Origin of the sequence: Janthinobacterium sp. GW456P (assembly GCF_002127655.1) — a bacterium.
In the GTDB taxonomy this organism is placed as follows: Bacteria; Pseudomonadota; Gammaproteobacteria; order Burkholderiales; family Burkholderiaceae_D; genus Janthinobacterium.
In genome coordinates this window covers 128,527-152,283 of record NZ_NEHB01000008.1, presented here as the reverse complement: position 1 = coordinate 152,283, position 23,757 = coordinate 128,527, and the positions used below count along the sequence as shown (strand labels likewise).

The 23,757-nt window shown below is 60.4% G+C and carries 22 protein-coding genes; 13 read left to right on the top strand and 9 right to left on the bottom strand.

The window, feature by feature from the left end; genetic code table 11:
- Positions 1-27 precede the first annotated feature (27 nt).
- The 5 genes from CBW66_RS28415 to CBW66_RS10000 form a co-directional block, all read right to left on the bottom strand.
- A complete protein-coding gene (locus CBW66_RS28415; protein ID WP_139841761.1) occupies positions 28-585 on the bottom strand; it encodes a hypothetical protein in 558 nt (185 codons plus the stop codon).
- Complete coding sequence (locus CBW66_RS10015; protein WP_139841760.1) at positions 549-1,433, bottom strand: hypothetical protein; 885 nt, start codon at positions 1,431-1,433, stop codon at positions 549-551. Before CBW66_RS10015 ends, CBW66_RS28415 begins: the two co-directional genes overlap by 37 nt.
- 288 nt (positions 1,434-1,721) lie before the next feature.
- Positions 1,722-3,128: a DEAD/DEAH box helicase gene (locus CBW66_RS10010; RefSeq protein ID WP_076566600.1), complete on the bottom strand. Its 1,407-nt coding sequence runs from the start codon at positions 3,126-3,128 to the stop codon at positions 1,722-1,724.
- 582 nt (positions 3,129-3,710) lie between these two features.
- Complete coding sequence (gene fabI, locus CBW66_RS10005) at positions 3,711-4,499, bottom strand: enoyl-ACP reductase FabI (protein WP_086140351.1); 789 nt, start codon at positions 4,497-4,499, stop codon at positions 3,711-3,713.
- Between the two features lie 95 nt (positions 4,500-4,594).
- The gene (locus CBW66_RS10000; protein ID WP_086140350.1) at positions 4,595-6,007 is read right to left on the bottom strand and encodes a transglycosylase SLT domain-containing protein; all 1,413 of its coding nucleotides are present in this window, start codon (positions 6,005-6,007) and stop codon (positions 4,595-4,597) included.
- A gap of 328 nt (positions 6,008-6,335) precedes the next feature.
- On the opposite strand from CBW66_RS10000, the gene CBW66_RS09995 reads away from it, so the two are divergent.
- Positions 6,336-6,908 (top strand): DUF1415 domain-containing protein, encoded by a 573-nt coding sequence (locus CBW66_RS09995; protein ID WP_086140349.1) that lies wholly within the window; start codon positions 6,336-6,338, stop codon positions 6,906-6,908.
- Positions 6,908-7,102: a DUF1289 domain-containing protein gene (locus CBW66_RS09990; protein ID WP_070255368.1), complete on the top strand. Its 195-nt coding sequence runs from the start codon at positions 6,908-6,910 to the stop codon at positions 7,100-7,102. The genes CBW66_RS09995 and CBW66_RS09990 overlap by 1 nt, the downstream gene beginning before the upstream one ends.
- Positions 7,103-7,269: 167 nt before the next feature.
- Here CBW66_RS09990 and CBW66_RS09985 read toward each other — a convergent pair whose 3' ends face one another.
- Positions 7,270-7,776 carry a DUF1993 family protein gene (locus tag CBW66_RS09985; protein ID WP_071322895.1) on the bottom strand — a complete coding sequence of 169 codons (507 nt, stop codon included), beginning with the start codon at positions 7,774-7,776 and terminating at the stop codon, positions 7,270-7,272.
- Positions 7,777-8,038: 262 nt separating this feature from the next.
- Between CBW66_RS09985 and CBW66_RS09980 the strand changes: the two genes are divergently transcribed.
- Both CBW66_RS09980 and CBW66_RS09975 read left to right on the top strand, forming a co-directional pair.
- A complete protein-coding gene (locus CBW66_RS09980) occupies positions 8,039-11,164 on the top strand; it encodes an EAL domain-containing protein (protein WP_086140348.1) in 3,126 nt (1,041 codons plus the stop codon).
- Positions 11,165-11,174: 10 nt separating this feature from the next.
- Positions 11,175-13,448 (top strand): xanthine dehydrogenase family protein molybdopterin-binding subunit, encoded by a 2,274-nt coding sequence (locus CBW66_RS09975; protein WP_170933052.1) that lies wholly within the window; start codon positions 11,175-11,177, stop codon positions 13,446-13,448.
- Positions 13,449-13,593: 145 nt separating this feature from the next.
- On the opposite strand, the gene CBW66_RS09970 is transcribed toward CBW66_RS09975, so the two are convergent.
- Positions 13,594-14,022, bottom strand: a complete 429-nt coding sequence (locus tag CBW66_RS09970) for a thioredoxin family protein (RefSeq protein ID WP_086140347.1) — start codon at positions 14,020-14,022, stop codon at positions 13,594-13,596.
- A gap of 278 nt (positions 14,023-14,300) precedes the next feature.
- Here CBW66_RS09970 and CBW66_RS09965 point away from each other — a divergent pair, with 278 nt between their 5' ends.
- On the top strand, positions 14,301-15,218 hold the full coding sequence (locus CBW66_RS09965; RefSeq protein ID WP_086140346.1) for a 23S rRNA (adenine(2030)-N(6))-methyltransferase RlmJ: 918 nt from the start codon (positions 14,301-14,303) through the stop codon (positions 15,216-15,218).
- A 75-nt stretch (positions 15,219-15,293) separates the two neighbouring features.
- On the opposite strand, the gene CBW66_RS09960 is transcribed toward CBW66_RS09965, so the two are convergent.
- Positions 15,294-16,043 (bottom strand): SAM-dependent methyltransferase, encoded by a 750-nt coding sequence (locus CBW66_RS09960; protein WP_086140345.1) that lies wholly within the window; start codon positions 16,041-16,043, stop codon positions 15,294-15,296.
- Between the two features lie 18 nt (positions 16,044-16,061).
- The gene (locus CBW66_RS09955) at positions 16,062-16,670 is read right to left on the bottom strand and encodes a Maf-like protein (protein WP_086140365.1); all 609 of its coding nucleotides are present in this window, start codon (positions 16,668-16,670) and stop codon (positions 16,062-16,064) included.
- A gap of 223 nt (positions 16,671-16,893) precedes the next feature.
- On the opposite strand from CBW66_RS09955, the gene CBW66_RS09950 reads away from it, so the two are divergent.
- The 8 genes from CBW66_RS09950 to fabF all read left to right on the top strand — a co-directional run bounded on the left by CBW66_RS09950 (position 16,894) and on the right by fabF (position 23,646).
- Positions 16,894-17,391, top strand: coding sequence for a DUF177 domain-containing protein (locus tag CBW66_RS09950; protein WP_086140344.1), 498 nt, complete (start codon positions 16,894-16,896; stop codon positions 17,389-17,391).
- Between the two features lie 315 nt (positions 17,392-17,706).
- Entirely contained in the window at positions 17,707-17,889 is a 183-nt protein-coding gene (gene rpmF, locus CBW66_RS09945) for a 50S ribosomal protein L32 (protein WP_034749653.1), read from the top strand.
- A 210-nt stretch (positions 17,890-18,099) separates the two neighbouring features.
- Positions 18,100-19,167, top strand: coding sequence for a phosphate acyltransferase PlsX (gene plsX / locus CBW66_RS09940; RefSeq protein ID WP_086140343.1), 1,068 nt, complete (start codon positions 18,100-18,102; stop codon positions 19,165-19,167).
- A 15-nt stretch (positions 19,168-19,182) separates the two neighbouring features.
- Positions 19,183-20,181, top strand: coding sequence for a beta-ketoacyl-ACP synthase III (locus tag CBW66_RS09935; protein ID WP_086140342.1), 999 nt, complete (start codon positions 19,183-19,185; stop codon positions 20,179-20,181).
- A gap of 32 nt (positions 20,182-20,213) precedes the next feature.
- Positions 20,214-21,155, top strand: coding sequence for an ACP S-malonyltransferase (gene fabD, locus CBW66_RS09930; RefSeq protein WP_086140341.1), 942 nt, complete (start codon positions 20,214-20,216; stop codon positions 21,153-21,155).
- A gap of 49 nt (positions 21,156-21,204) precedes the next feature.
- Positions 21,205-21,948, top strand: coding sequence for a 3-oxoacyl-ACP reductase FabG (gene fabG, locus CBW66_RS09925; protein WP_086140340.1), 744 nt, complete (start codon positions 21,205-21,207; stop codon positions 21,946-21,948).
- A gap of 178 nt (positions 21,949-22,126) precedes the next feature.
- Positions 22,127-22,366: an acyl carrier protein gene (gene acpP, locus CBW66_RS09920; protein WP_008449912.1), complete on the top strand. Its 240-nt coding sequence runs from the start codon at positions 22,127-22,129 to the stop codon at positions 22,364-22,366.
- 29 nt (positions 22,367-22,395) lie between these two features.
- Entirely contained in the window at positions 22,396-23,646 is a 1,251-nt protein-coding gene (gene fabF, locus CBW66_RS09915) for a beta-ketoacyl-ACP synthase II (protein ID WP_086140339.1), read from the top strand.
- Positions 23,647-23,757: the final 111 nt, after the last annotated feature.

Sequence of the window (23,757 nt, the reverse complement as noted above, 5' to 3'; positions counted from 1 at the left end):
TGTAGCGACATCGATGGCCACAGTTGGTTATTGGCCATGTGCGTAGCACATTTGCATTTCTGCGCAACGTGCGGGGCCTGGTAAATGCGTCCAGTCGCCCGGGTTGGGGAATGTGAAGGCGCATATTTGATGAATGGCTTGCAGCGGAAAAAATCCCTGATCTCTTCCCAGCTGTATTGCCCAACAATCGGCGGCCCTTTCGTTACTGCCTACGTATTGATGTGCACATTCATGTGTATAGACAAACCATTGTATAAAAGGCGGAAGGTAGAAAAAATCGGGGCGAAATAGTAATACGCCTGGCCGTGCCATTGCAATATCCGGGATGGCGGCGACATAGGAAACCGCGCCGCCGCATGTCAGGGTTTGTCCGGCAATGATGGGAGCGATCCCCATGGGTTGAAGGATGACTTGTGCAGCGGCTGGCGGGCCGAGGATGGCGACCAAAACAAGGAGCAACCGGGATACTGTTAAAGTTTTCATTTTCAGTAGCGATGCTTGAATTGTATGGCACGGATAGTTTTGGCGCAGTGTTTTGAAATCAGCTGCTAACTTGCCTCTTCCAGTTCTTTGGGGAAGGAGCATCTCTTTTTTCTTGACTGGATCTGCTCAAGCTGGCTTTTTAGGGTCGAAATCAATCCGGAACGGGAGAGCGGGAGAATTTCAGGATCCTGCAAGAGCTGAATGAATTGTCCGATCCGTTCGTTCCCGGAATTGCAGTCTCCCATGGCGAATTCGGAAATCGCCCAATCTGCGATAATATAGGCTCTGGCGCCATTGATGCCGAATGCAGATTCGCTGCGTAGTACATTCAGGGAATCCTGAAAAGCGGCCCGTCCTTCCTGTATTTTTCCGGTCGAAAACATCAGTCGCGCCTTGTATCGTCTCGCTTCCGATTGCATCGAGGGAACTGCATCCTTGATGGCAACGGCCCGTTCAACCAGGGTGGTGGCACTTTTCCAGTCATAAATATTCAGCGCTTCCGAGATCAATACCAATAGTTGGGGAATTCCCGCATGGTCCCCGAGGCGCGGCAGCAATGCTGTTGCGTATTGTATGTTTGCCAGCACCTGCGGAGAAACCATCGAGTTCATCGCCATCAGCATTTGGGGATTGTTTGACTGGTATTGAATCTGGATCATGTTCTGGCGCAGGTTTGCCACGGCATTCACAGATTTGTTGAATTCTTCCATATCCCTGAAAAGTTCATTGCGTGGCTGGCTCCAGAAAATATCAAACAGAGAAATTGCACTTAAAAGTATGCCAATGAGTAAAGCCAAGAAGCTTGTTCTTTTTTGAATTATTTCAAATCTTCGATGTTCAGGATTCTCGAGGTGATTCATCCGAAGATCCATTGCATGTATTCTCGACTCGATCGAGGATTTATCCTTCGGATCGGTGGTGTTGTTTTCCGGTACAGGATTGGAATTCATGGTGGAAATTTCCAGTCTCGGCTGCATTATTGAATCTAGCGTTATCTGCATTCGCTGATGTGACTATATTCTGAAAATTTCCGTGAAGTTTGATCTTGAGTAACGTATGTGATTATTCGATGCGTTTCATGTTTTTTATCTGAAAGTATCTTTATTTTTTATGATAGGAAATTTCTCCCGAGGCGGCAGTCAGCCGGTGTGGTGCTGCCAAATCGACGGGCAAAAAAAAGCCACCAGATCACTCCGGTGGCTTTTTCTCGCGCTGCAATTTGCAGCGGCTCATCGTGATTAACGGTCGCCGTAGCTGCGGCGTGCGCCGTCGGTGCTGCGCGGGTTGGAACCCTTGTAGCCGCCGCCGGTGCTCGGTGCGCCGTCCTTGCGGGGTGCGCCCGGCTTGCTGAACGTGCGTTGGCCCGGCTTTGCGCCGCCACGGTTGTCGCCTGGTTTCCAGCCGCCTGGACGGGCGCTCGAACGTGGTGCCGATGCCGTTTTCTTCGGCTCGAAACCTTCGATGACATTGACCGGGATCAATTGCTTGGTGAAGCGTTCGATGCGCTTGACGTTCATGCCTTCAGCGTGGTTCACCAGCGAGATGGCCAGGCCATTGCGGCCAGCACGGCCGGTACGACCGATGCGGTGGACGTAGTCTTCCGGGAACTTCGGCAGATCGTAGTTGAACACGTGGGTGATCGTCGGCACGTCGATGCCGCGGGCGGCAACGTCGGTGGCGACCAGCACCTTGACCTGGCCGCGGCGCATGCCGTCCAGGGTGCGGTTGCGCGCGCCCTGATGCATGTCGCCGTGCAAGGCGGCAGCCGAGAAGCCGGCGATGTTCAGGCGGTCGGCGATGGTGTCGGCGTCACGCTTGGTGGCGGTGAACACAACAGCCTGGTCCAGCGATTCGTCGCGCAGCAGGTGGTCCAGCAGGCGATTCTTGTGCGACAGATCGTCGACGAAGTGCACGCGCTGGGTGATGTTTTCATGCTTGTTGCTCGAGCTTGCCACCTGGATGACCAGCGGGTTTTTCGTGATGCGGCGGGCCATGTTGCCGACGACGCCGTCCAGGGTTGCCGAGAACAGCATGGTTTGACGGCCTTCCGGCGTCGCTTCCACGATTTTTTCGATGTCGTCGATGAAACCCATGTCCAGCATGCGGTCGGCTTCGTCCAGCACCAGGATTTCCAGTTGCGAGAAGTCGATCTTGCCCGAATCCATGTGGTCGATCAGACGGCCAGGCGTGGCGACCAGAATCTCGGGATTCTTGGCCAGCAATTGCATCTGTTTAGGGTAAGGCATGCCGCCCAGAATCGACACAGCCTTGATGCGGCGGATGCCGGTGCTGTATTTGTCGGTGTTGGTGGTCACTTGCAGGGCCAGTTCGCGCGTTGGCGTCAGTACCAGCATTTTTGGCTGGGCAGCCTTGAAACGTGGACGCTCGCCGCGGGCGCGCGATGCTTGCATTTCCTGGTTCGGCGTCTTGCCGGCGGCGCTTTGTTCGGCGCTGGCCAGTTTGTGCAGCGACGGCAGCATGAAAGCTGCGGTCTTGCCCGAACCGGTCTGCGACGAGACCAGCAGGTCACGGCCTTCGATCGCGGCTGGAATCGCTTGCGACTGTACCGCGGTTGGCGCGGTGTAGCCCGATTCGGTCAGAGCGGCGAGGATGGACGGATGCAGGCCTAAGGATTCAAATGTCATTCTTTTCTTTCGTAAAAATCAGCGTTCTTGCAAAAAGCAGAACGCAAAATAGCAACGCCAACCAAAACGAAATGACTCAACTAAAAAGAAATTTCGGCACAAAAGCTTTGCGCCGGGACGGTGTCAGGTGCGACACACAAGGCGGGAGGGCTTTATAAGCGGCATCCTGTGGATGCGCTAAGGCTTGCGAAGCTGCTAAGTTTGTAGTGCATGACTGCGGTGTTGCCATCGCTTCAAGGGAACATATTGCAGCGCACAACGACACTATACCGTATTTGCCGCCGTTTTGCACGGGCTAAATGGGAAGAAACAAAAAGTCCTAGCACGTTTTGAACATGTTTCCTACATGAAATCAGTAGGAATACGTAGTTTATGCCGTCGTTTATGCGTGGGTGTTGGCGGCAAGCGCTGGGCATGCTGGCAATGCTGGCGCACCAAGGTCGTGCTCGTGGCGGGGCTGGCGCCACTTGCGAGCAAGGATGTGATCCACGACGGCTATCGCCTGCGCCATGCGATGCCGCCTATGCCTGTCTTTATTTTTGGCGGCCCAGTGGCAGGCGTCCAGTATCGGCCGCCATCGCATTACTCTCCTTCCGGATTGACCGCCATCACTTGCGAAAAACCGCCGTCGACGTAGGTAATCTCGCCCGTGATGCCAGACGCCAGGTCGGACAGCAAAAAGGCGGCCGTGTTGCCTACCTCTTCGATGGTGACGTTGCGGCGCAGCGGGGCATGCTCGGCCACGAAGCCCAGGAGTTTACTGAAATCCTTGATGCCGGAGGCGGCCAGGGTCTTGATGGGGCCGGCGGAGATGCCGTTGGCGCGGATGCCGCGCGGGCCCAGCGACTCGGCCAGGTAGCGCACGGATGCTTCCAGCGACGCCTTGGCCAGGCCCATGGTGTTGTAGTAGGGCACGGCGCGCACGGCGCCCAGGTAAGTCAGGGTCAGGACCGACGCGCCCGGATGCAGCAGGGGCAGGGCGGCCTTGGTCATGGCGGGAAAACTGTAGGCGGAAATGTCGTGCGCGATGCGGAAGCTGTCGCGCGACAGGCCGTCGAGGAAGTCGCCCGCGATCGCCTCGCGCGGCGCGAAACCGATGGCGTGCACCAGGCCGTCCAATTGTTCCCAGTGCCGGGCCAGGCCGCTGAAGACGGCGGCGATCTGTTCATCGCTGGACACGTCGCAGTCGAACACCAGTTCGCTGCCGAATTCCGCGGCAAACTCCGTGATGCGCTCCTTGAAGCGCTCGCCCACATACGTGAAGGCGAGGGTCGCGCCTTCGCGGTGGCAAGCCTTGGCGATGCCGTAGGCGATGGAGCGGTTCGACAGCAAGCCCGTGATGAGGATTTTTTTGCCTTGCAAGAAAGCCATGACGACTCCTGTCTGGATAGGTGGGGCGGATGTGCAACCGGCCGCGACAGCAATGCTGTGGCGGCCGGTGGCGTGTATCGATACGGATCAGGCGGTCAGTGACGGGCCTTGGCGCGGTTGTTGCCGCCGCCGCGCTGGATGCGTGGTTTCACCAGGGAAATTGGCGCTGCCTGTACCTTGCCACCCTTGGCGGCGCGGCGCAATGCTTTGGCAGCCCGTTCAGGACGGTCCGCTTCCAGCAGCATGGTGGCGCTGTCGGCGATTTCCTGGGTGATGTCGTTGTTCATCGTGGCCGAGGTTTTCGGCACGAGGATGGTGGAGCCGGCGCGCAGGCTGGTGCGCTGGGGAATGTTGTTGGCCTGGCGCAGCACGTCGGCCGTGGTGCCGAATTTCGACGCCAGCGTTTCGATGCGTTCGCGCGCATTGGTGATCTTGTGCGTGGTCCAGCTCGACAAGGCATGGCCCCATTGCGCCAGGTTGGTGGTGAACTTGGCGGCGTTTTCCTGCGGCAACAGAATCTTGGTCTTTTCGCCGCCGATGATGACGGGGCGGTTAAACTGCGGATTCAAGGCCTTGAATTCATCCATCGACAGTTCGGCCAGCTGGGCGGCGACGGTGATGTCGATGTCGCTGGTCTTGTCGATGGCCGTGAAATACGGCTGGTTGTCGACCACGGGCAGGGTCAGGCCGAACTGGGCCGGATTGGCGATAATGTTTTTTACCGCTTGCAGTTTCGGCACGTAGTTGCGCGTTTCGGCCGGCATCAGGTCGGCCAGGCTTTCGAAGTCGGTCGGCTTGCCCAGCGCCTGGTTTTTCTTGATGGCGCGCTGTACCGAACCTTCGCCCCAGTTGTAGGCAGCCAGGGCCAGTTGCCAGTCGCCAAACATGTCATACAGGCGCTGCAGGTATGTCAGGGCCGCATCGGTCGAGGCCAGCACGCCGCGGCGCTCGTCCTTGAACATGTTCTGCTTGAGGTTGAAATCGCGCCCCGTGGCGGGCACGAATTGCCACATGCCGGCCGCATTGGCGCTGGAAAATGCCTGCGGGTTGAAGGCGGACTCGATGAACGGCAGCAAGGCCAGTTCCGTCGGCATGCCGCGTTTTTCCAGTTCCTGCACCACGTGGAAGATGTAGCGCGAGGCGCGCGCCGTGGTGCGGGCGATGTAGTCGGGGCGGGTGGCGTACCAGTTGACGTGGTTGGCCACCAGCTGGTTGTTGATGTCGGGAATCGCATAGCCGCTGCGGATACGGCCCCAGACGTCGGCTTCGCGCAGCGGATCGGAATTGTCGCTGAGGTTTTTCAGCAGACGGTCGGTCTTTTGCAGGCGGTTGTCGAGGGTGGGGAGTTTCGCCGTGACCTGGGCGGTCATCGGGATCAGGGCTGGTGCGGCGGCGGCGACTGGCGCGTTATCGCTCTCAACACCGGCTTCGTACGCCTGGCTGAGGGCGGGCGCAAGCGCCAGGGCCAACGCCGCCAAGACGGTAGATTTAAAGGAGTTTTCGTGCATAGTGTTCCATTGTTGTCGTCGGAGAAATATCGGACAGACCCATGATCAAGCTGCGAGTGTACGTATATCCACATGCCGGAGTCAAGAATTATGTCAGCATGATGACAGCACATAGGCGTCAATAGCGATGTTTCTAGTCGATAATAATGCAATTATTGCAAATTTAATTTGCCAGATGTGCGATTTGGCCGCTGTTATAGCATACATGGCGAGGAGGCTGGCGCAAGCTTGGCCGCCCTCCGGTATGAGACTGCGCAAAGAGTGCGTACAATTTGGCTTTGGCCGGCCATTCGGCTGCCGGCCGCCTTATTGATAGAGAGTTAAGTATATGAACACCCCGCCGCGCCACGACGACGACAACGCCGTCATCATCGCCAATACCGTTGCCTGGCTGGAAAAGGCCGTGATCGGCCTGAATCTGTGCCCGTTCGCCAAGGCCGTGCACGTCAAGAAGCAGATCCGTTATGTGGTGTGCGAATCGAGCAATCCCGAAGATCTGCTGGCGATGCTGATGGACGAACTGCAAACCCTGGCCGACACGGACCCGGAGCAGATCGACACGACCTTGCTGATCCACCCGTACACCCTCAACGATTTCCTCGACTATAACGAGTTTCTCGACGTGGCCGACGCGGCCGTGGAAGACATGCACCTGGCGGGCGAACTGCAAGTGGCCAGTTTCCACCCGAATTACCAGTTTGCCGAGACGTTCGAGGACGACATCAGCAACTACACCAACCGTTCGCCGTATCCGACCCTGCACCTGCTGCGCGAAGACAGCATCGAGCGCGCCGTCGAGGCCTTCCCGGAAGCGTCCGAAATTTTCGACAAGAATATTGCCACCTTGGAAGCGCTGGGTGTCGAAGGCTGGGAAAAGCTCGGCGTGCCGAAGGTTTCCTGATGGCTGACAAGGAATTGCCGCCGCGTCCAGACACGCCCTGCGTGGCCGTATGTTCGACGACGTTCGACGAAATCTGCCGCGGCTGCGGCCGCAGCGTGGTGGAAGTGGCCCACTGGGTATCGATGACGGATGAAGAGAAGGAAGTGGTGTGGGTGCGGATTCTTTCTCAAGGGTATCCGCGCCGGAATACGTAAATAGCTATGCACTAGAGCAATATCAGGCGATATCACTCCAGTGTGTCGACGCTTCAGCAAATCGTAGCGAGCGGCGATGATTTGTGGCTAAGAAGCGCAGCCGTACTCAAGTACGGCGAGCATCGCAGGCCGCAAAGCGCGCCGCGCAGCAGATTTGCTTATGCGTCTCAGAAACTGCCGATAAAGTCTTTTTTGCCGACTTCGATGCCATTGTGGCGCAGGATGTCGTACGCCGTCGTCGCGTGGAAGAAGAAGTGCGGCAGCGCGTAGTGGAACAGATAGGTCTGGCCCGTGAAGTGCTTGGTCTTTTCGCCGCTGCCGGTGGTGATGGCGCGCGTTTCGCTGCCGTCGATGTCCGCTTGCGGCAGGCTTTCCAGGAAGGCGATGGTTTTCACGATGCGCGCTTTCAGTTCCGCAAAGCTCTGTTCGCTGTCTTCATACGGCGGCACGGCCACGCCGGCCAGGCGCGCGCCGCAGCCCTTGGCGAAGTCGGTGGCGATCTGGATCTGGCGCACGAACGGCAGCATGTCCGGGAACAAGCGGAATTGCAGCAGGGCGTTCGGGTCGATTTTCTTGTCTTGCGCGTGCGTTTCCGCCTTGTCCAGGATGGCGGCCAGGCTGCCCAGGATCTGTTTGAAGACGGGGATCGAAGCGGAGTAGATGGAGAAGGTCATGGTGGTTCCTCTAGGTAAAGTGGCGCGATGATAGCAAGCCGCGCGCTTTTTTGCTGGCGCAGGCCAGACGGGGCATCGCGCGTGTGGTTTTTCAGCCCTGTCTATATGGCATGACGTCGCCGCTGGCGCGTGTTTATTGGTGACTTTTTCTACTTTTTCCATGCATAATTGCTCCTGAAAAAGTTTCTTCCCGCCCCGTCCACCCAGTTTCCCCCATAAAGCTCGATGATCGGCCGCCTGATCCCTGTTGCCCTGTTGCCGCATGTTTAATTCACCTTACCAGCGCCTGCGCGCCAGCCTGCGCGTGCTGTACGGCTCGTCGATCTATGGCGCCCTGCTGCTGGTGGTGTTCGGCGGCCTGGTCGTGCCCGCCATCTTCGGCAGCTATGTGCTGGTCGGCGTGCACGAACGCCAGTCGGCGCGCACCAGCCTGAACGAGGCCTTGCAGCGCAATGCCGACATCCTGGCGCTGGGCATGCAGGAGTCGCTGTGGAACATGAATGCGGAATCGGCCCATTCGCTGGTCGAGTCGGTGATGCGCGACCGCGCCGTGCTGCTGGTGCAGGTGCTGGGGCAGGGCGACACGGAATTCATCCGTCTGCAGGCGCCGCAGCGGCCCGTGGGCAATCTGTACCGCGCCGAACGCGATATCCTCGTGCGCGGCGAACGCATCGGCCATATCGTCGTCGAGATGGACGACGCGCGCAGCCAGCAGGAGTTGCGCGAAAAGCAGATCTCCTATATTTTCGTGCTGGGCGCGCAGCTGGCCGTGTCGATGGCGCTGATCGTGCTGTTCCTGAACCGCCGCCTGCTCAAACCCCTGCGCCGCCTGACGCGCTTTTCCGACCGCCTGTCGCACGGCGATTTCGACACGCCGCTGACGTCGCACAGCAATGATGAACTGGGTCGCCTGACGGCCCAGCTCGAGCAAATGCGCGCGGCCATCGGCCAGCTGTTCGAGGATGTGGGCCAGCGCGAAGAGCGTTTCCGCACCATCGTCACGCAGGTGCCGGGCGCCGTTTTTCGCTACCGGCCCGATGGGCCCATCGATTTCGTCAGCGACGCCATCGAAGAGATCGCCGGCTATTCCGCGCACCAGTTCATGCGCGGCACCACGCATGCCTGGGCCGACCTGATCTGTCCGGAAGACCGGCGCGAGCACCGCCGCGCCGTACGCCAGGCGGTGGCCGACAAACGGCCGTATGCGCTCGAATACCGCATCATCGACGCTTTCGGCATCGAGCGCTGGGTGGCCGAGAATGGCCAGCCGCAGGCGGGCGAGCAGGGCGTCATCTGGATCGACGGCATCATTGCCGACATCAGCCAGCGCAAGCACCACGAGATGCGCATCGAGGCGCTGCTCACGGAGCAGAGCGCGATCCTCGACAACGTGATGTTCGGCGTGATGTTCGTGCGCCACCGCCGCATCATTTCCGTCAACCGCCGCTGCGAGGAACTGTTTGGCTACGGCCATGCCGAGATGACGGGCAATTCCACCGCCATCGTGTTCATGACCTCATATGACTTCGAGGAGGCGGGCGAACGCCAGTATCCGGCAATGGCCGCGGGCGGCGATTTCAGCGAGGAGCGCCAGTACAAGCGCCGCGACGGCAGCCTGTTCTGGGCGCTGGTCAGCGGTTGCGCGCTCGATCCCCTGCGCCCCAACGAGGGCAGCATCTGGGTGTATGCCGATATCACGGCGCGCAAGGAAGCCGAGGAAAAGCTGCGTTTGTCGGCCACCGTGCTTGAACATATCGCCGACGGCGTGATGGTGGTCGATGCGGACGGCATCATCGTCACCGTCAATCCCGCCTTCACGCAGATCACCGGCTATACCGAAGCCGAGGCGGTGGGCCAGCATTCCTCGCTGACACGCTCGGCGCGCCACGACTCTGCGTTCTACCAGGCCATGTGGGACGAATTGAAGGCCAGCGGTTTCTGGCGCGGCGAGATATGGCACCAGCGCAAGAACGGCGAGCTGTATCTGGAGTGGCTGACCATCAGCGCCGTGCGCGACGCGCGCGCCGGCACCACGCATTACGTGGGCGTGTTCAGCGATATCACGCTGGTCAAGGAGTCGCAGGAAAAGCTCGACCACATGGCCCACCACGATCCGCTGACGGCGCTGCCGAACCGGCTGCTGTTCCACGACCGCCTGCAGCACGCGCTGCTGCGCGCCGCGCGCGACCAGGAGCAGCTGGCCGTGCTGTTCATCGACCTGGACCGCTTCAAGAACGTCAACGACACCCTGGGCCACCACGTGGGCGACGAATTGCTGCAGAAGGTGGCCGGCCAGCTGGCGGCCCGTCTGCGCGAAGGCGATACCCTGGCGCGCCTGGGCGGCGACGAGTTCATCGTGCTGCTCGAAGGTATCGACGGCGAGTATGGCGCGACGCAGGTGGCGGAAAAGCTGATGACCATGTTCGACCAGCCGTTCACGGTGGCCGGCCACGAGCTGTTCGTCACCTGCAGCGTGGGCATCAGCCTGTATCCGGACGATGCGCTGGACTTGAACATGCTGATCCGCAACGCCGACGTGGCCATGTACCAGGCCAAGGCGCGCGGGCGCAACGGCTACCGCTTCTATGCGCCGTCGATGACGGGCGAGGGCGTCGAGCGCCTGCGCCTGGAAACCTTCTTGCGCCGTTCAATCGAAAAGAACGAGATGTTCCTCAATTACCAGCCGCAGGTGGAAATCGACACGGGCCGCCTGGTCGGCGTCGAGGCGCTGGTGCGCTGGAACCACCCGGAACTGGGCCTGGTGCCGCCCGCGCGGTTCATCCCGCTGGCTGAAGACAGCGGTTTCATCAACCAGTTGGGAAAATGGGTGCTTGACGAAGCGTGCCGCCAGATGATGCGCTGGCAGGCGCAAGGCTTGCACGTGCCGAAGATGGCCGTCAACCTGTCCGTCAAGCAGTTCGAACGCGGCAGCATCGCCGGCATGGTGGCCGCCATCTTGCAGGAAACGGGTCTCGAGCCGCAGCGGCTGCAGCTGGAAGTGACGGAGTCCGTCATCATGAACACGGGCGACGCCCTCGGCTTCATCAATGACTTGCACGCCATCGGCGTGGGTCTGGCCATCGACGATTTCGGCACCGGCTATTCCTCGCTCGCGTATCTGAAACAGCTGCCCGTGCAGACCTTGAAGATCGACCGCTCCTTCATCAAGGATATCTCGACGGACGTCAATGACGAAGCGATTGCGATTGCCATCATCCAGCTGGGCAAGAGCATGCAATTGTCGGTGATCGCCGAAGGCGTGGAGACGGAAGAGCAGGCCGCCTTCCTGCTGCGTCATGGCTGCAAGTTGGCGCAAGGTTATTTTTATAGCCGTCCGGTGCTGGCACAGGATATGCTGGAGCGCTGGATCGATCACTCATTACTATAAAGGACAGTCCATGGCCGCACAATCCTCCCCGTCGCGCCGTCGTTTCCTGCTCGGCGGCCTTGGCCTCGGCGTGGCCGGCGTGGGCGCCCTGGTACTGGGATGGGGCGTGCTGCCGCCGCGCCAGCGCCTGCATGGCAGTTCGCCGCTGCCGCTCCACGATGGCGCCGTGGCCTTGAACGGCTGGCTGGCCATAGGCACGGATGGCATGGTGACCCTGGCCATGCCGCGCAGCGAGATGGGGCAGGGCGTACACACGGCCTTGCCGATGCTGGTGGCCGAGGAACTCGACGTGCCGCTGGCCAGCGTCAAGCTGATCCAGGCGCCGAACGATAAAATCTTCGGCAATGTCGCCATGCTCAAAGATAGCCTGCCTTTCCATCCCGATGACCAGGGCCGCGTCAAAGCGCTGGCCCAGTGGACGGTGGCCAAGGCGGCGCGCGAACTGGGCGTGATCGTCACGGGCGGCTCGTCGAGCGTGAAGGATGGCTGGGGCCCGATGCGCGAGGCGGGGGCATCCGCGCGCGCCATGCTGCTGCAAGCCGCCGCCGCGCAGTGGCAGGTGCCGGCCGCGCAATGTCGCACGGAAAATGGCGCCGTGATCCACCCGGACGGCCGCCGTGCCAGCTACGCCAGCCTGGCGCAGCGCGCCGCCGCCATCGATCCGGGCACGCCCGTGCTGAAACTGCCCAAGGATTTCAAACTGATCGGCCAGCCAGCGCCGCGCCGCGACACACCGTCCAAAGTCAACGGCAGCGCGCGTTTCGGCATCGATGCGCGTCCGCCCGGCATGCTGTACGCGGCCCTGCATCTGCCGCCGCGCCTGGGCGATACCCTGTCCGCGTTCGATGCGGCGCCCATCCTGGCCATGCCCGGCGTAAAGAAAGTGCTGGACCTGACGCCGCAGCTGGCCCAGCGCAGCGTGTCTTGCGCGGCCGTGGTGGCCGACACCTGGTGGCGCGCCAAACAGGCTGCGGCCGCCTTGCCGACGCAGTGGAAGGCTGGTCCGCAGGCGAACTTGTCCAGCGCCGGCGTGTATGCGCAGTTTGCCCGCCTGTTGGATAGCGAAGCCGGTTATGCCTACCACGCCAGCGGCGAGGTGGAGGGCAAGGCCGTGCAGGACATGCGGCGGGTCAGCGCCGAGTACCGCGCGCCGTTCCTCGCGCACGCCGCCATGGAACCCGTCAACTGCACTGCACAGGTGAAAAATGGCAAGGTGATGCTGTGGGTGTCGACGCAGGCGCCCGGCATCGCCGTCGACGTGGCGGCGAAAGTGGCCGGGGTCGACGCGCAGGATGTCAGCATCGAAGTGCTGCTGCTCGGTGGCGGTTTCGGCCGCCGTCTGGAAGTGGACATGGTGGCGCAGGCCGTGGCCATCGCGCTGCAGTGCGATGGCGCGCCCGTGCAGCTGGTGTGGACGCGCGAACAGGACACCAGGCACGATATGTACCGTCCCGCCGCGCTGGCCCGCTTTGTGGCCCGTCTCGACGAGCGGGGCCGTATCGCTTCCTGGGACAATCGCTCCGTCAGCGGCCCCATCACGCACCAGTACCTGCAGCGCAATTTCGGCTTGCCCGGTGCGGGGCCGGACAAGACCACGGCGGAAGGCGAATTCGACATGCCGTATGAAATCGCCAACCAGCGCATCGCTCACGTGATCGCCGACAGTGCCGTGCCGGTCGGCTACTGGCGCTCCGTCGGGCATTCGCATAATGCATTCTTCAAGGAAAGCTTCATCGACGAACTGGCGCATGCGGCGGGGGAGGACGGCATCGCCTTCCGCCGCGCCATGTTGACGAAGCATCCGCGCCACCTGGCCGTGCTCGATGCGGCCGTCGCCAGGGCGGGCAGTGCTCCGCCCGGCCATGCGCACGGCGTGGCCCTGCACCAGTCGTTCGGCAGCATCGTCGCGCAAGTGGCGCAGGTGTCCGTGGAAAACGGCGAGATCCGCGTGCGGCGCGTCGTGTGCGCCATCGATTGCGGTATCGCCGTCAATCCGAACATCATCGCCCAGCAGATGGAGTCGGCCGTGCTGTTCGGCCTGTCGGCGGCGCTGGGCGGCGAGATCACGTTCCAGGAAGGGAAGGTCGAGCAAGGCAACTTTCACGACTATCCCGTGCTGCGCATGGGGCAAACGCCGGAGGTGGAAACCATCATCATCGCCAGCGCCGAACATCCGGAAGGCGTGGGCGAACCGGGCACGCCGCCAATCGCGCCGGCCGTGGCCAACGCCATCTTCATCTTGACGGGGAAACGGCTGCGCAGCCTGCCGCTGCGCCTGGGGTAAAGTTTATTAAGAACACCTAACAAAACCGTAGCGAGCGGCAGTGAGTTGTGGCTGAGAAGCGGAGCTGTGCGGATGCACGGGGACGCCGAGTCAGTGAGCATCGCAGGCCGCAAATGGCGACGCGCGGCAGGTTTTGTCGGGTGTTCTAGGCCAGGGTGGCGGCCAGCAGGTGGCGCAGATTGCAGTCGCGCTGCCAGTCGCGCCGTTCCTGCGTGCTGCCGGCCAGCGCCGCCAGTTCGGCCGCGCTGAGCGCCTGCTGCGCCTGCACCATGCGGTGCGCCAGGCCGCCGTCGGGCAGCACGGTGCCGAAGAAGGCCACGTTGTCCTCGCGCTGGATCAGCAGGGTGGGAAAGTTGTCGATGTCGAGGTCGCCCACCACGTCGGCCTGGTCTTCGATGTCGATCCAGACGAAGACGGTATCCGGGTGGCGCGCGGCCAGTTCCTCGAACGTGGCGCGGTAGCTGCCGCAAGTGCCGCACCACAGCGCGCACAGGCAGGCCACCGTCCAGCGCGGGCCGGCCAGGGCTGCCGCGACGTCGGCGCGGTTATCGGTCGTGAGGGTCAGGCTGTGCATGGTCGTATCTGATCAGTAGGCGGATGGGCGCCGGGCGCCCGATGCGCGTATTCTACCGCGCCCGGCCCCCGCGGTCCCGAGAATGCATGAGCTTGTTTATGGGTGTTTTTTGATGCAATACACCTTTCTGGTGGATAATGCTGATAATTGCGCGCTGATTACGCTGGTCCATGCTGTTTCCTGGCCCCGCAGCCTGACCCCCTCCAGTCTGTTTTCATGCCCTGCCCGGTGTCAGCGCTCCCGCCTTTGTTTATTTTTATTATGGAATTAGCCAGCTTATGTTGAGTTACCGCCACGCCTTTCACGCGGGTAATCACGCCGATGTGTTGAAACATTATGTGCAGATTCAGTTATTGCAATATCTGAATCAAAAAGATACCGCCTATAGTTATATCGATACCCACTCCGGCGCGGGCGTGTATGCGCTCGACGGCGGTTATGCCTCGAAAAATGCCGAGTACGAAACGGGCATCGCGCCCCTGTGGGACCGTACGGACTGGCCGGCCTCGCTGGCCGAGTACATGAAGCTGATCAAGGAAATGAATCCGAGCGGCAAGATGCGCTACTACCCGGGTTCGCCGTACTGCGCCGACAAGGTCAGCCGCGAGCAAGACCGTCTGCGCCTTTTTGAGCTGCATCCTGCCGATGCCAAGATTCTGGCTGATAACTTCCGCAAGGTCGAGGCGCATGCGCTGGCCCAGGGCGAGCGTCCTACCGTGCGCGGCAAACGCGTGCTCATCACCAAGGCCGACGGCTTCCAGAGCCTGAAAGCCCTGCTGCCGCCGCCATCGCGCCGCGCGCTGGTGCTGATCGACCCTCCATACGAAGACAAGATGGATTACCGCAAGGTCAAGGACACCCTGGCCGACGCGCTCGTGCGCTTCCCGTCCGGCATGTACGCCGTCTGGTACCCGGTGCTGCAGCGCATGGAATCGCGCCAGTTCGCCGACAAGCTCAAGCAATTGCCCAGCGCGGACTGGCTGCACGTGACCCTGACCGTCAACACGCCGTCGCCGGACGGCTTCGGCTTGCACAGCAGCGGCATGTTCATTTTGAACCCGCCATACACGCTGGAGCCGATGCTGCGCGAAGTCATGCCGTATCTGGTCAAGGTACTGGGCCGCGACGACGGCGCGAAGTTTGTATTGGAAACGGGCAAGGGCGGGCAGAAAAATACGGGCACCAGAAGGGTGTAGTCATACTCGGCTTGGTAGCGTCGCAATAAAAAACGCCACGATCATTTGATCGTGGCGTTTTTTATGCGCGGGAGATTACTGTCCCAATAGCAAGAACACGGTCGGTTTCTTGTGGAGGTCCGGCGCCTTGCCGGCGGCCAGTTGTTTCTTCCACTGTCCGCCATTCCACGTCTGCACGTTTTCCGAGTCCAGGCTCAGGTCGGTGGCGACGCAGATCAGGGTCGATGGCGCGCATTGCGCCACGAGGGCTTCGAGCATGGCGGCGTTGCGGTATGGCGTTTCGATGAAGAGCTGAGTTTGCTTTTCATTGCGCGAACGGCTTTCCAGTTCCTTGATGCGCTTGGCGCGCAGGGCCGCATCGGTCGGCAGGTAGCCGTTGAAGGCGAAGCTCTGGCCGTTCAAGCCGCTGGCCATCACGGCCAGCAGGATCGATGACGGGCCCACGAGCGGGCGCACTTTAATGCCGTGCTGATGCGCCAGGCGCACCAGGTCGGCGCCGGGGTCGGCCACGGCGGGAACGCCCGCCTCCGACACGAGGCCCGCATCCCGTCCCGCCAGCAGCGGTGCCAGCAAGCCGGCCAGCGCTTGCGCCGGGGTATTGACGTTAAGTTCGGAAATCGTGATTTCCTGTAGCGGCTTGGCCAGCGGATGCTGGTTGCCGATCAATTTCAGGAAGGCGCGCGCCGTCTTGGCGTTTTCCGCGACGAAATAATCGAGTTGCGAGGTGATCTGCCGCACCTGCTCGGGAATGATGCGGGCCAGCGGGTCGATGCTGCCGTCGGACAGGCCGAGGTGGTTGGGGATCAGGTACAGGGTGCCGGTCATATTCTTCTTGTCGGTAATTTAAATGGTGAAAAACGTCACGCCCGCCTTGCGCAGCATGCCGGTGAGGGCGATCAGCGGTAGGCCGGTGAGGGCGGTCGGGTCGGTGCTGTCGATACGTTCGAGCAGGGCGATGCCCAGGCCTTCGTTCTTGGCGCTGCCGGCGCAGTCGTACGGCTGCTCGATGCGCAGGTAGGCGTCCAGTTCCGCGTCGGGCAAGTCGCGCACGGTGACGAGGGTCTGAATATCTTCCACCTGCGCCACGGCCGGAGTGTGGCGCCCATCGAGCAGGCAGAGTGCCGTGTGGAACACGGTCTGGCGCCCGCGCATGGTTTGCAGTTGCAGCAATGCATTGGCGTGGCTGCCGGGCTTGCCGATCTGCGCGCCGTCCAGGGTGGCGACCTGGTCGGAGCCGATGACGAGGCTGCCAGGATAGCGGTCGAGCACGGCCTGTGCCTTGGCCTGGGCCAGGCGCAGGGCCGTGGCGCTGGGGCTTTCGCCATGCAGGGGGCTTTCGTCGAGATCGGGCACGGCCACCTCGAAAGGCAGGCGCAGGCGTTGCAGCAATTCCTTGCGGTAGGTCGAACTCGATGCAAGAATCAAGCGCAATGGGACGGAAGTTGGTATCATTCGGTAATGGATGGCGGCCGGCATGGCCGCGCAGGTCGATGTCAGCGGGATTTCACGCAAATCCCAGGGCGCAGAGCCCATAACTGAGGCTCCATGCGGCATGACGGTGTTGATGAATATGTCATGTTGATGGCAGTGATTGCGTCAAAAAAGATGCTTAGCCTTTGACTCCGTGCTAAAAACCCTGTTATTATCGCAGGTTTTCCGGGGAAATTTTCTACCAATGAATGCTTTTGTGATCGACGCCTTTGATTTTTGTCGTATCAGCGGGAGCCGCGAGGGTGTAACTCCTGTCGCTGAAATGACCCGGTTGACCAAGGATTGTGCAGATAGTTCCGGCGAGATCGCCTGGAAGATCGTCGGCGGCACCAGCAAGCTGGGCTACCCGCAACTGACCTTGTCGGTCAACGGCACCGTTCAGCTGGTTTGCCAGCGCTGCCTGACTCCGTATGCTTACGTAATCGATTCTTCGACTGTTCTGATGCTGGGCAAGGATGACGAGCACGCGGACGAGATCGAAGAAATCATCAACGATGAAACGATCGACGTGATCGTCGGCAGCCGCAGCATGGATGCCGCGGCCCTGATCGAAGATGAAGCCTTGCTGGCCCTGCCGCAGGTACCCAAACACGACGTCTGCCCCGATACGGCGCAGCTCGATGCTCTCAAGTCTGAAAAGAAGTCGCCGTTCGCGGCACTGAAAGACTTGAAGCCAGAATAAAGTAGGGCAAGAAAGGAAGCTTTAAAAAACCGTAGCGAGCGGCCCGATATCGTCTTGAGTAGCGCAAGCGTACGAATGTACGCTGAGCAACGCCGAGGCGATAGCGGGACGCGCAGTAGGTTTTTTATGCTTCATGTAAAGAACGTGTCAAACGCGTGTAGTAATCGAGTATGGCAAGTGTAGTGAAATGTAGTTGTAATAAACGATGTCGGTCCGGGCTATTTTCGGGTAGTCTTTGCCGCTGGGATACTCGATTCGCATGTATTTGCCAATCGATTGTGCTAAAATTTTAGAACTTATGTATTAGGAGTCATCATGGCAGTTCAACAGAACAAGAAAACCCCTTCCAAGCGCGGCATGCACCGTTCGCACGACTTCCTGGTCGCGCCGCAATTGAGCGTCGAGCCAGTTACCGGCGAAACACACATGCGTCACCATATCAGCCCTAACGGCTTCTATCGTGGCCGTAAAGTGTTGAAGACCAAAAACGACGAGTAATCGACGTTTTTGTTGGGTAAGATGAAAGCGGTGTTGCGTGGTTATTCGGCGTGGCGCCGCTTCTTCTTTTTTATCGGCTGCAATTCATCTTGCGCACCCGTCATTTTGAATCAAGCTTGCTCAGGCGGTGCATGACATGCTGCGCCCTGCATATGCTCCAGTCCGATTCACATCTTGCCGCACGCCCGCAGCGGTATTGAATCAACACAAATGACAATCAAAATTTCTATCGACTGCATGGGCGGAGATCACGGTCCCTCAGTCACTATCCCTGCAGCAATTTCCTTCGTAAAACATGAGCCTGAAGCCGAACTGATCCTTGTTGGATTGGAAGACGTGATTCGTGCCGAACTGAAAAAACATAAAGCCGACACGCATCCGCGCCTGTCGGTATTGCATGCCTCCGAACAAGTTACCATGGACGATCCCCTGGAAGTGGCCTTGCGCCGCAAGAAGGATTCCTCCATGCGCGTGGCCATCGAACAGGTCAAGAACGGCGTGGCGCAAGCCTCCGTCTCCGCCGGTAATACGGCAGCCCTGATGGCCGTGTCGCGCTATGTCTTGAAAACCATGTCCGGCGTCGACCGCCCGGCCATCTGCAGCATCTTGCCGAATCAAAAGAACGGCCCGACCTACATGCTGGACCTGGGCGCCAACGTCGATTGCGAACCGCATCACTTGCACCAGTTCGCCATCATGGGTTCCGTGCTCGTGTCCGCCATGGAAGGCATCGCCCGCCCCACGATCGGCTTGCTGAACGTGGGCACGGAAGATATCAAGGGCAATGAAGTGGTGAAACTCACCTCGAAGCTGCTGCAGGCCGACCACGAGCGTGGCGCGCTGAACTTCCACGGCAACGTGGAAGGCAACGATATCTTCAAGGGCACGACCGATATCGTCGTCTGCGACGGTTTTGTCGGCAACGTGACCCTGAAGGCCATCGAAGGCCTGGCGCGCTTCATGAAAGACGTGCTCACTTCCGAATTCAAGCGCAATCCGATTACCATGCTGGGCGCGCTGATCGCCCGCGGGGCCCTGAAAGCCATCGGCAACCGTTTGAATCCATCGCGTTACAACGGCGCCAGCCTGCTGGGCTTGCGTGGCCTCGTCTTCAAGAGCCATGGCAGCGCCGATGCCTATTCCTTCGAATGGGCCTTGCGCCGCGCCTTTGATGCGGCAAAAAATGACGTGCAAGCACACTTGGCCAGCCTGATCGCCGAGCTGATGCCGCGCACGCCAGTTCCGGATGAACCTACATCAACAAGCTCTACCATTTAGTGGACGGGTATTTGCATGACTGTTTTTAGCAAAACTTACAGCAAAATTATCGGTACCGGCAGCTACCTGCCGGAGAAGCGCGTCACCAACCAGGATTTGACCGAACAGCTCGCCGCCAAGGGCATCGAGACGTCGGATGAATGGATCGTCTCGCGCAGCGGCATCTCGGCGCGTCACTACGCGGCGCCAACGCAAAATTCCTCTGATCTGGGCGTGGAAGCGGCCAAAAAGGCCCTGGACATGGCGGGCCTGAACGGCAACGACCTGGACCTGATCATCGTCGCCAGCTCGACCCCCGATTTCTTCGGCAGCTTCCCCAGCACCGCCTGCATCGTGCAAAACAAGCTGGGCATCACGAATAACTGCGCCGCCGTCGACGTGCAAGCCGTGTGCAGCGGCTTCGTGTATGCGGTGGCCACGGCCGACAGCTTCATCCAGTCGGGCATGCATAAAAACGTGCTGGTGATCGGCGCCGAAGTGTTTTCGCGCATCCTCAATTTCGACGACCGCGGCACTTGCGTGCTGTTCGGCGACGGCGCCGGCGCCATCGTCATGACGGCCTCGAAAGACCCCGGCATCCTGGCCACCAAGCTGCATGCGGACGGCCGCCACTCGGACATCCTCAGCGTGCCGGGCAGCCTGGCCGGTGGCGCGCTGGACGGCAGCGCCTTCCTGTACATGGATGGTCCGGCCGTATTCAAGCTGGCCGTGTCCGTGCTGGAAAAGGTCGCGCACGAAGCCCTCGAGCACGCCAATATGACGTCGGACCAGATCGACTGGCTGATCCCGCATCAGGCGAACATCCGCATCATGAACAGCACGGCCAAGAAACTGGGCTTGCCGCTGGACAAGATGGTCGTCACCGTCGACCAGCATGGCAACACCTCGGCCGCTTCGATCCCGCTGGCGCTCGACATCGCCGTGCGCGACGGCCGCGTCAAGAAGGGCGACAACGTCATGATGGAAGGCGTGGGCGGCGGCTTTACCTGGGGCGCCGTGCTGGCGCGCATGTAATCCCGCAACACTATTAAAAAAACGGAGTCAACATGACACAATTTGCATTTGTTTTTCCCGGCCAAGGCTCGCAAGCGATTGCGATGCTCGACGGTTTCGCCGGCAATCCCGTGGTGGCGCAGACCGTCGCCGAAGCGTCGGACGCCCTGCAATGCGACCTGGGCAAGCTGATCGCCGAAGGTCCGAAGGAAGAGCTGGACCTGACCACCAATACGCAGCCGGTGATGCTGACGGCGGCCGTGGCCTTCTACCGCGCCTGGCTGGCGGCCGGCGGCCCCGTGCCGACGGTTGTGGCCGGTCACAGTCTCGGTGAATATTCGGCGCTGGTCGCCGCCGGCGTCATTGCGTTCAAGGATGCCGTGCCGCTCGTGCGTTTCCGCGCGCAAGCCATGCAGGAAGCCGTACCGGTAGGGCAGGGCACGATGGCTGTCGTGCTGGGCCTGTCGGATGACGACGTGCGCGCCGCCTGTGTGGAAGCGGCGGCGGAAAACCCGGCCCTGGTGGTCGAGCCCGTCAATTTCAATGCGCCTGCGCAAGTGGTCATCGCCGGTCACACGGCGGCCGTTGAGCGTGCCTGCGAACTGGCCAAGGCCAAGGGCGCCAAGCGCGCCATGAAGCTGCCCGTCTCCGCGCCATTCCACTCGTCGCTGCTCAAACCCGCATCGGACCGCTTGCGCGAGTACATGGCCGGCCTGACGTTCGCCGCGCCGCAGATCGCCCTGATCAACAACGTCGACGTGGCCGTCGTCAACGATGTCGCCGGCATCAAGGATGCGCTGGTGCGCCAGGCAGCCAGCCCCGTGCGCTGGGTGGAAACGATGCAAAAGGTAGCGGCCGACGGCATCACACAAGTGATCGAGTGCGGTCCGGGCAAGGTCCTGATGGGCCTGGCAAAGCGCATCGATCCCGTGCTGGTGGGCGACGCCATCGTCGACCAGACCTCGCTGGAACGCATTTTGACGCAGCTCAAATAAACATCAGATCGCGGCAGCCTGCCTGCCGCGCTTGCTTTTAAGGATACTCATGAATTTAGCAAATCAAGTCGTGCTGGTCACGGGCGCCTCGCGCGGCATTGGCCGCGCCATCGCCACCGAACTGGGCAAACAGGGCGCCATCGTGGTTGGCACCGCCACCTCGGAAAGCGGTGCGCAAGCGATCACCGATTACCTGGCCGCCGAAGGCGTGACGGGCAAGGGCCTGGTCCTGAACGTGACCGATGCGGCGCGCTGTGCGGCCGTGGTCGATGAAGTACAGAAAACCTACGGCAGCCTGTCGATCCTCGTCAACAACGCGGGCATCACGCAAGATCAGCTGGCCATGCGCATGAAGGATGAGGAGTGGGACAGCGTGATTTCGACGAACCTGTCGGCCGTCGGCCGCCTGTCGCGCGCCGTACTGCGTGGCATGATGAAAGCCAAAACTGGGCGTATCATCAACATCACGTCGGTGGTGGCTTCGTCGGGCAATCCGGGGCAAATGAATTACGCGGCGGCCAAGGCCGGCGTGGAAGGCATGAGCCGCGCCCTGGCGCGTGAAATCGGCAGCCGCAACATTACCGTGAACTGCATCGCCCCTGGCTTCATCGATACCGACATGACCAAGGCCCTGAGCGAAGAGCAGCACGCGGCCCTGTTGACGCAAATTCCCCTGTCCCGCCTGGGCAAGCCGGAAGACGTGGCGGCGGCGGTGGCCTTTTTGGCCTCGCCGCAAGCGGCGTATATCACGGGCACGACCCTGCACGTGAACGGCGGAATGTACATGAATTGATGTGAACGGTAGACGGGGCGGGCGTTTGTGGCAAGATTCAACGGCCGTTTTTGTCTATAATCGCATCTTTTAGCAGCAGCTTCGGTTGAATTAGCAGCAGACACCGAAATTAGTATTCGGACGCGCAAACCTGATAAAATGCGCGCACTTTCCGTAACACACACTTTGGAGCCATAACATGTCGGATATCGAACAACGCGTTAAGAAAATCGTCGCTGAGCAACTGGGCGTTGCAGAAGCAGACATCAAAATCGAATCCTCCTTCGTCGACGATCTCGGCGCCGATTCCCTGGACACCGTGGAACTGGTCATGGCCCTGGAAGACGAATTCGAAATGGAAATCCCTGACGAACAAGCTGAAAAAATCACCACCGTGCAACAGGCGATCGACTACGCCACCGCACACGTCAAGGCCTAAGCCTGTCTGACCGACTTCAGGAGAATCGCTTGAGCCGTTCTAAAAACCGTCGTGTTGTTGTCACCGGCCTGGGCTGCGTTTCACCTGTCGGCAATACTATTGCCGAGGCGTGGGGCGCAATCGTCGAAGGTAAATCCGGCATTGCCACGATTACCAAGTTCGATGCACAGCCATTCACCACGCATTTTGCCGGTGAAGTCAAAGGCTTCAATATCGAAGATTACATCTCCGGTAAGGAAGCCCGCCACATGGATACCTTTATCCATTACGGCATGGCTGCCGGCATCCAGGCGATGCAGGACTCCGGCCTGGAAGTGACCGAAGAAAACGCCGAGCGCATCGGCGTGATCATCGGTTCCGGTATCGGCGGCTTGCCGCTGATCGAGGAAACCAAGTCCGAGTACGAAAAGCGCGGTCCGCGCCGTATCTCGCCATTTTTCGTGCCTGCCTCGATCATTAACATGATCTCTGGCAACCTTTCGATCAAATATGGTCTGAAAGGCCCGAACCTGGCGATCGTCACGGCGTGTACCACCGGTTTGCACAGCATCGGTGCCGCAGCGCGCATGATCGAGTACGGCGATGCCGACGTCATGATCGCCGGTGGCGCTGAATCGACCGTGTCGCCGCTGGGCCTGGGCGGTTTCGCCTCGGCACGCGCCTTGTCGACCCGCAACGACGATCCGGCAACGGCATCGCGTCCGTGGGATACCGACCGCGACGGCTTCGTGCTGGGCGAGGGCGCGGGCGTCATGGTGCTGGAAGACTACGAGCACGCGGTGGCCCGTGGTGCCAAGATCTATGCCGAAGTGCATGGTTTCGGGATGAGCGCAGATGCTTATCACATGACCTCACCGCTGGAAGATGGCAGCGGTGGCAGCAAATCGGTGATCGCGGCCCTCAACAACGCCGGCTTGAACGCGGATCAGATTCAGTACCTGAACGCGCACGGCACGTCGACCCCGCAAGGCGACGTGGCGGAAGTGATGGGCATCAAACGCACCTTCGGCGAGCACGCCAAGAATTTGGTTGTCAACTCGACCAAGTCGATGACGGGCCATTTGCTGGGCGGCGCGGGCGGTCTGGAAGCGGTGTTTACGGTCCTGGCATTGCATCATCAGGTGTCGCCACCGACCATCAACATCTTCAACCAGGATCCGGCTTGCGATCTCGATTTCTGTGCCAACACGGCGCGGGATATGAAGATCGATTATGCGGTGAAGAATTCGTTCGGCTTCGGCGGCACGAATGGCACACTGATTTTCGGTAAAGCGAAATAAGCAGGAACTTTCAAGCGCTCGCTACGGTCAAATCGTAGTGAGCGCTGATTCGGCGCCAACGTTCGTTGGCGCCTGAATTTGCCCGGCATGTCGCCGGCGCGCCTTTTTTTT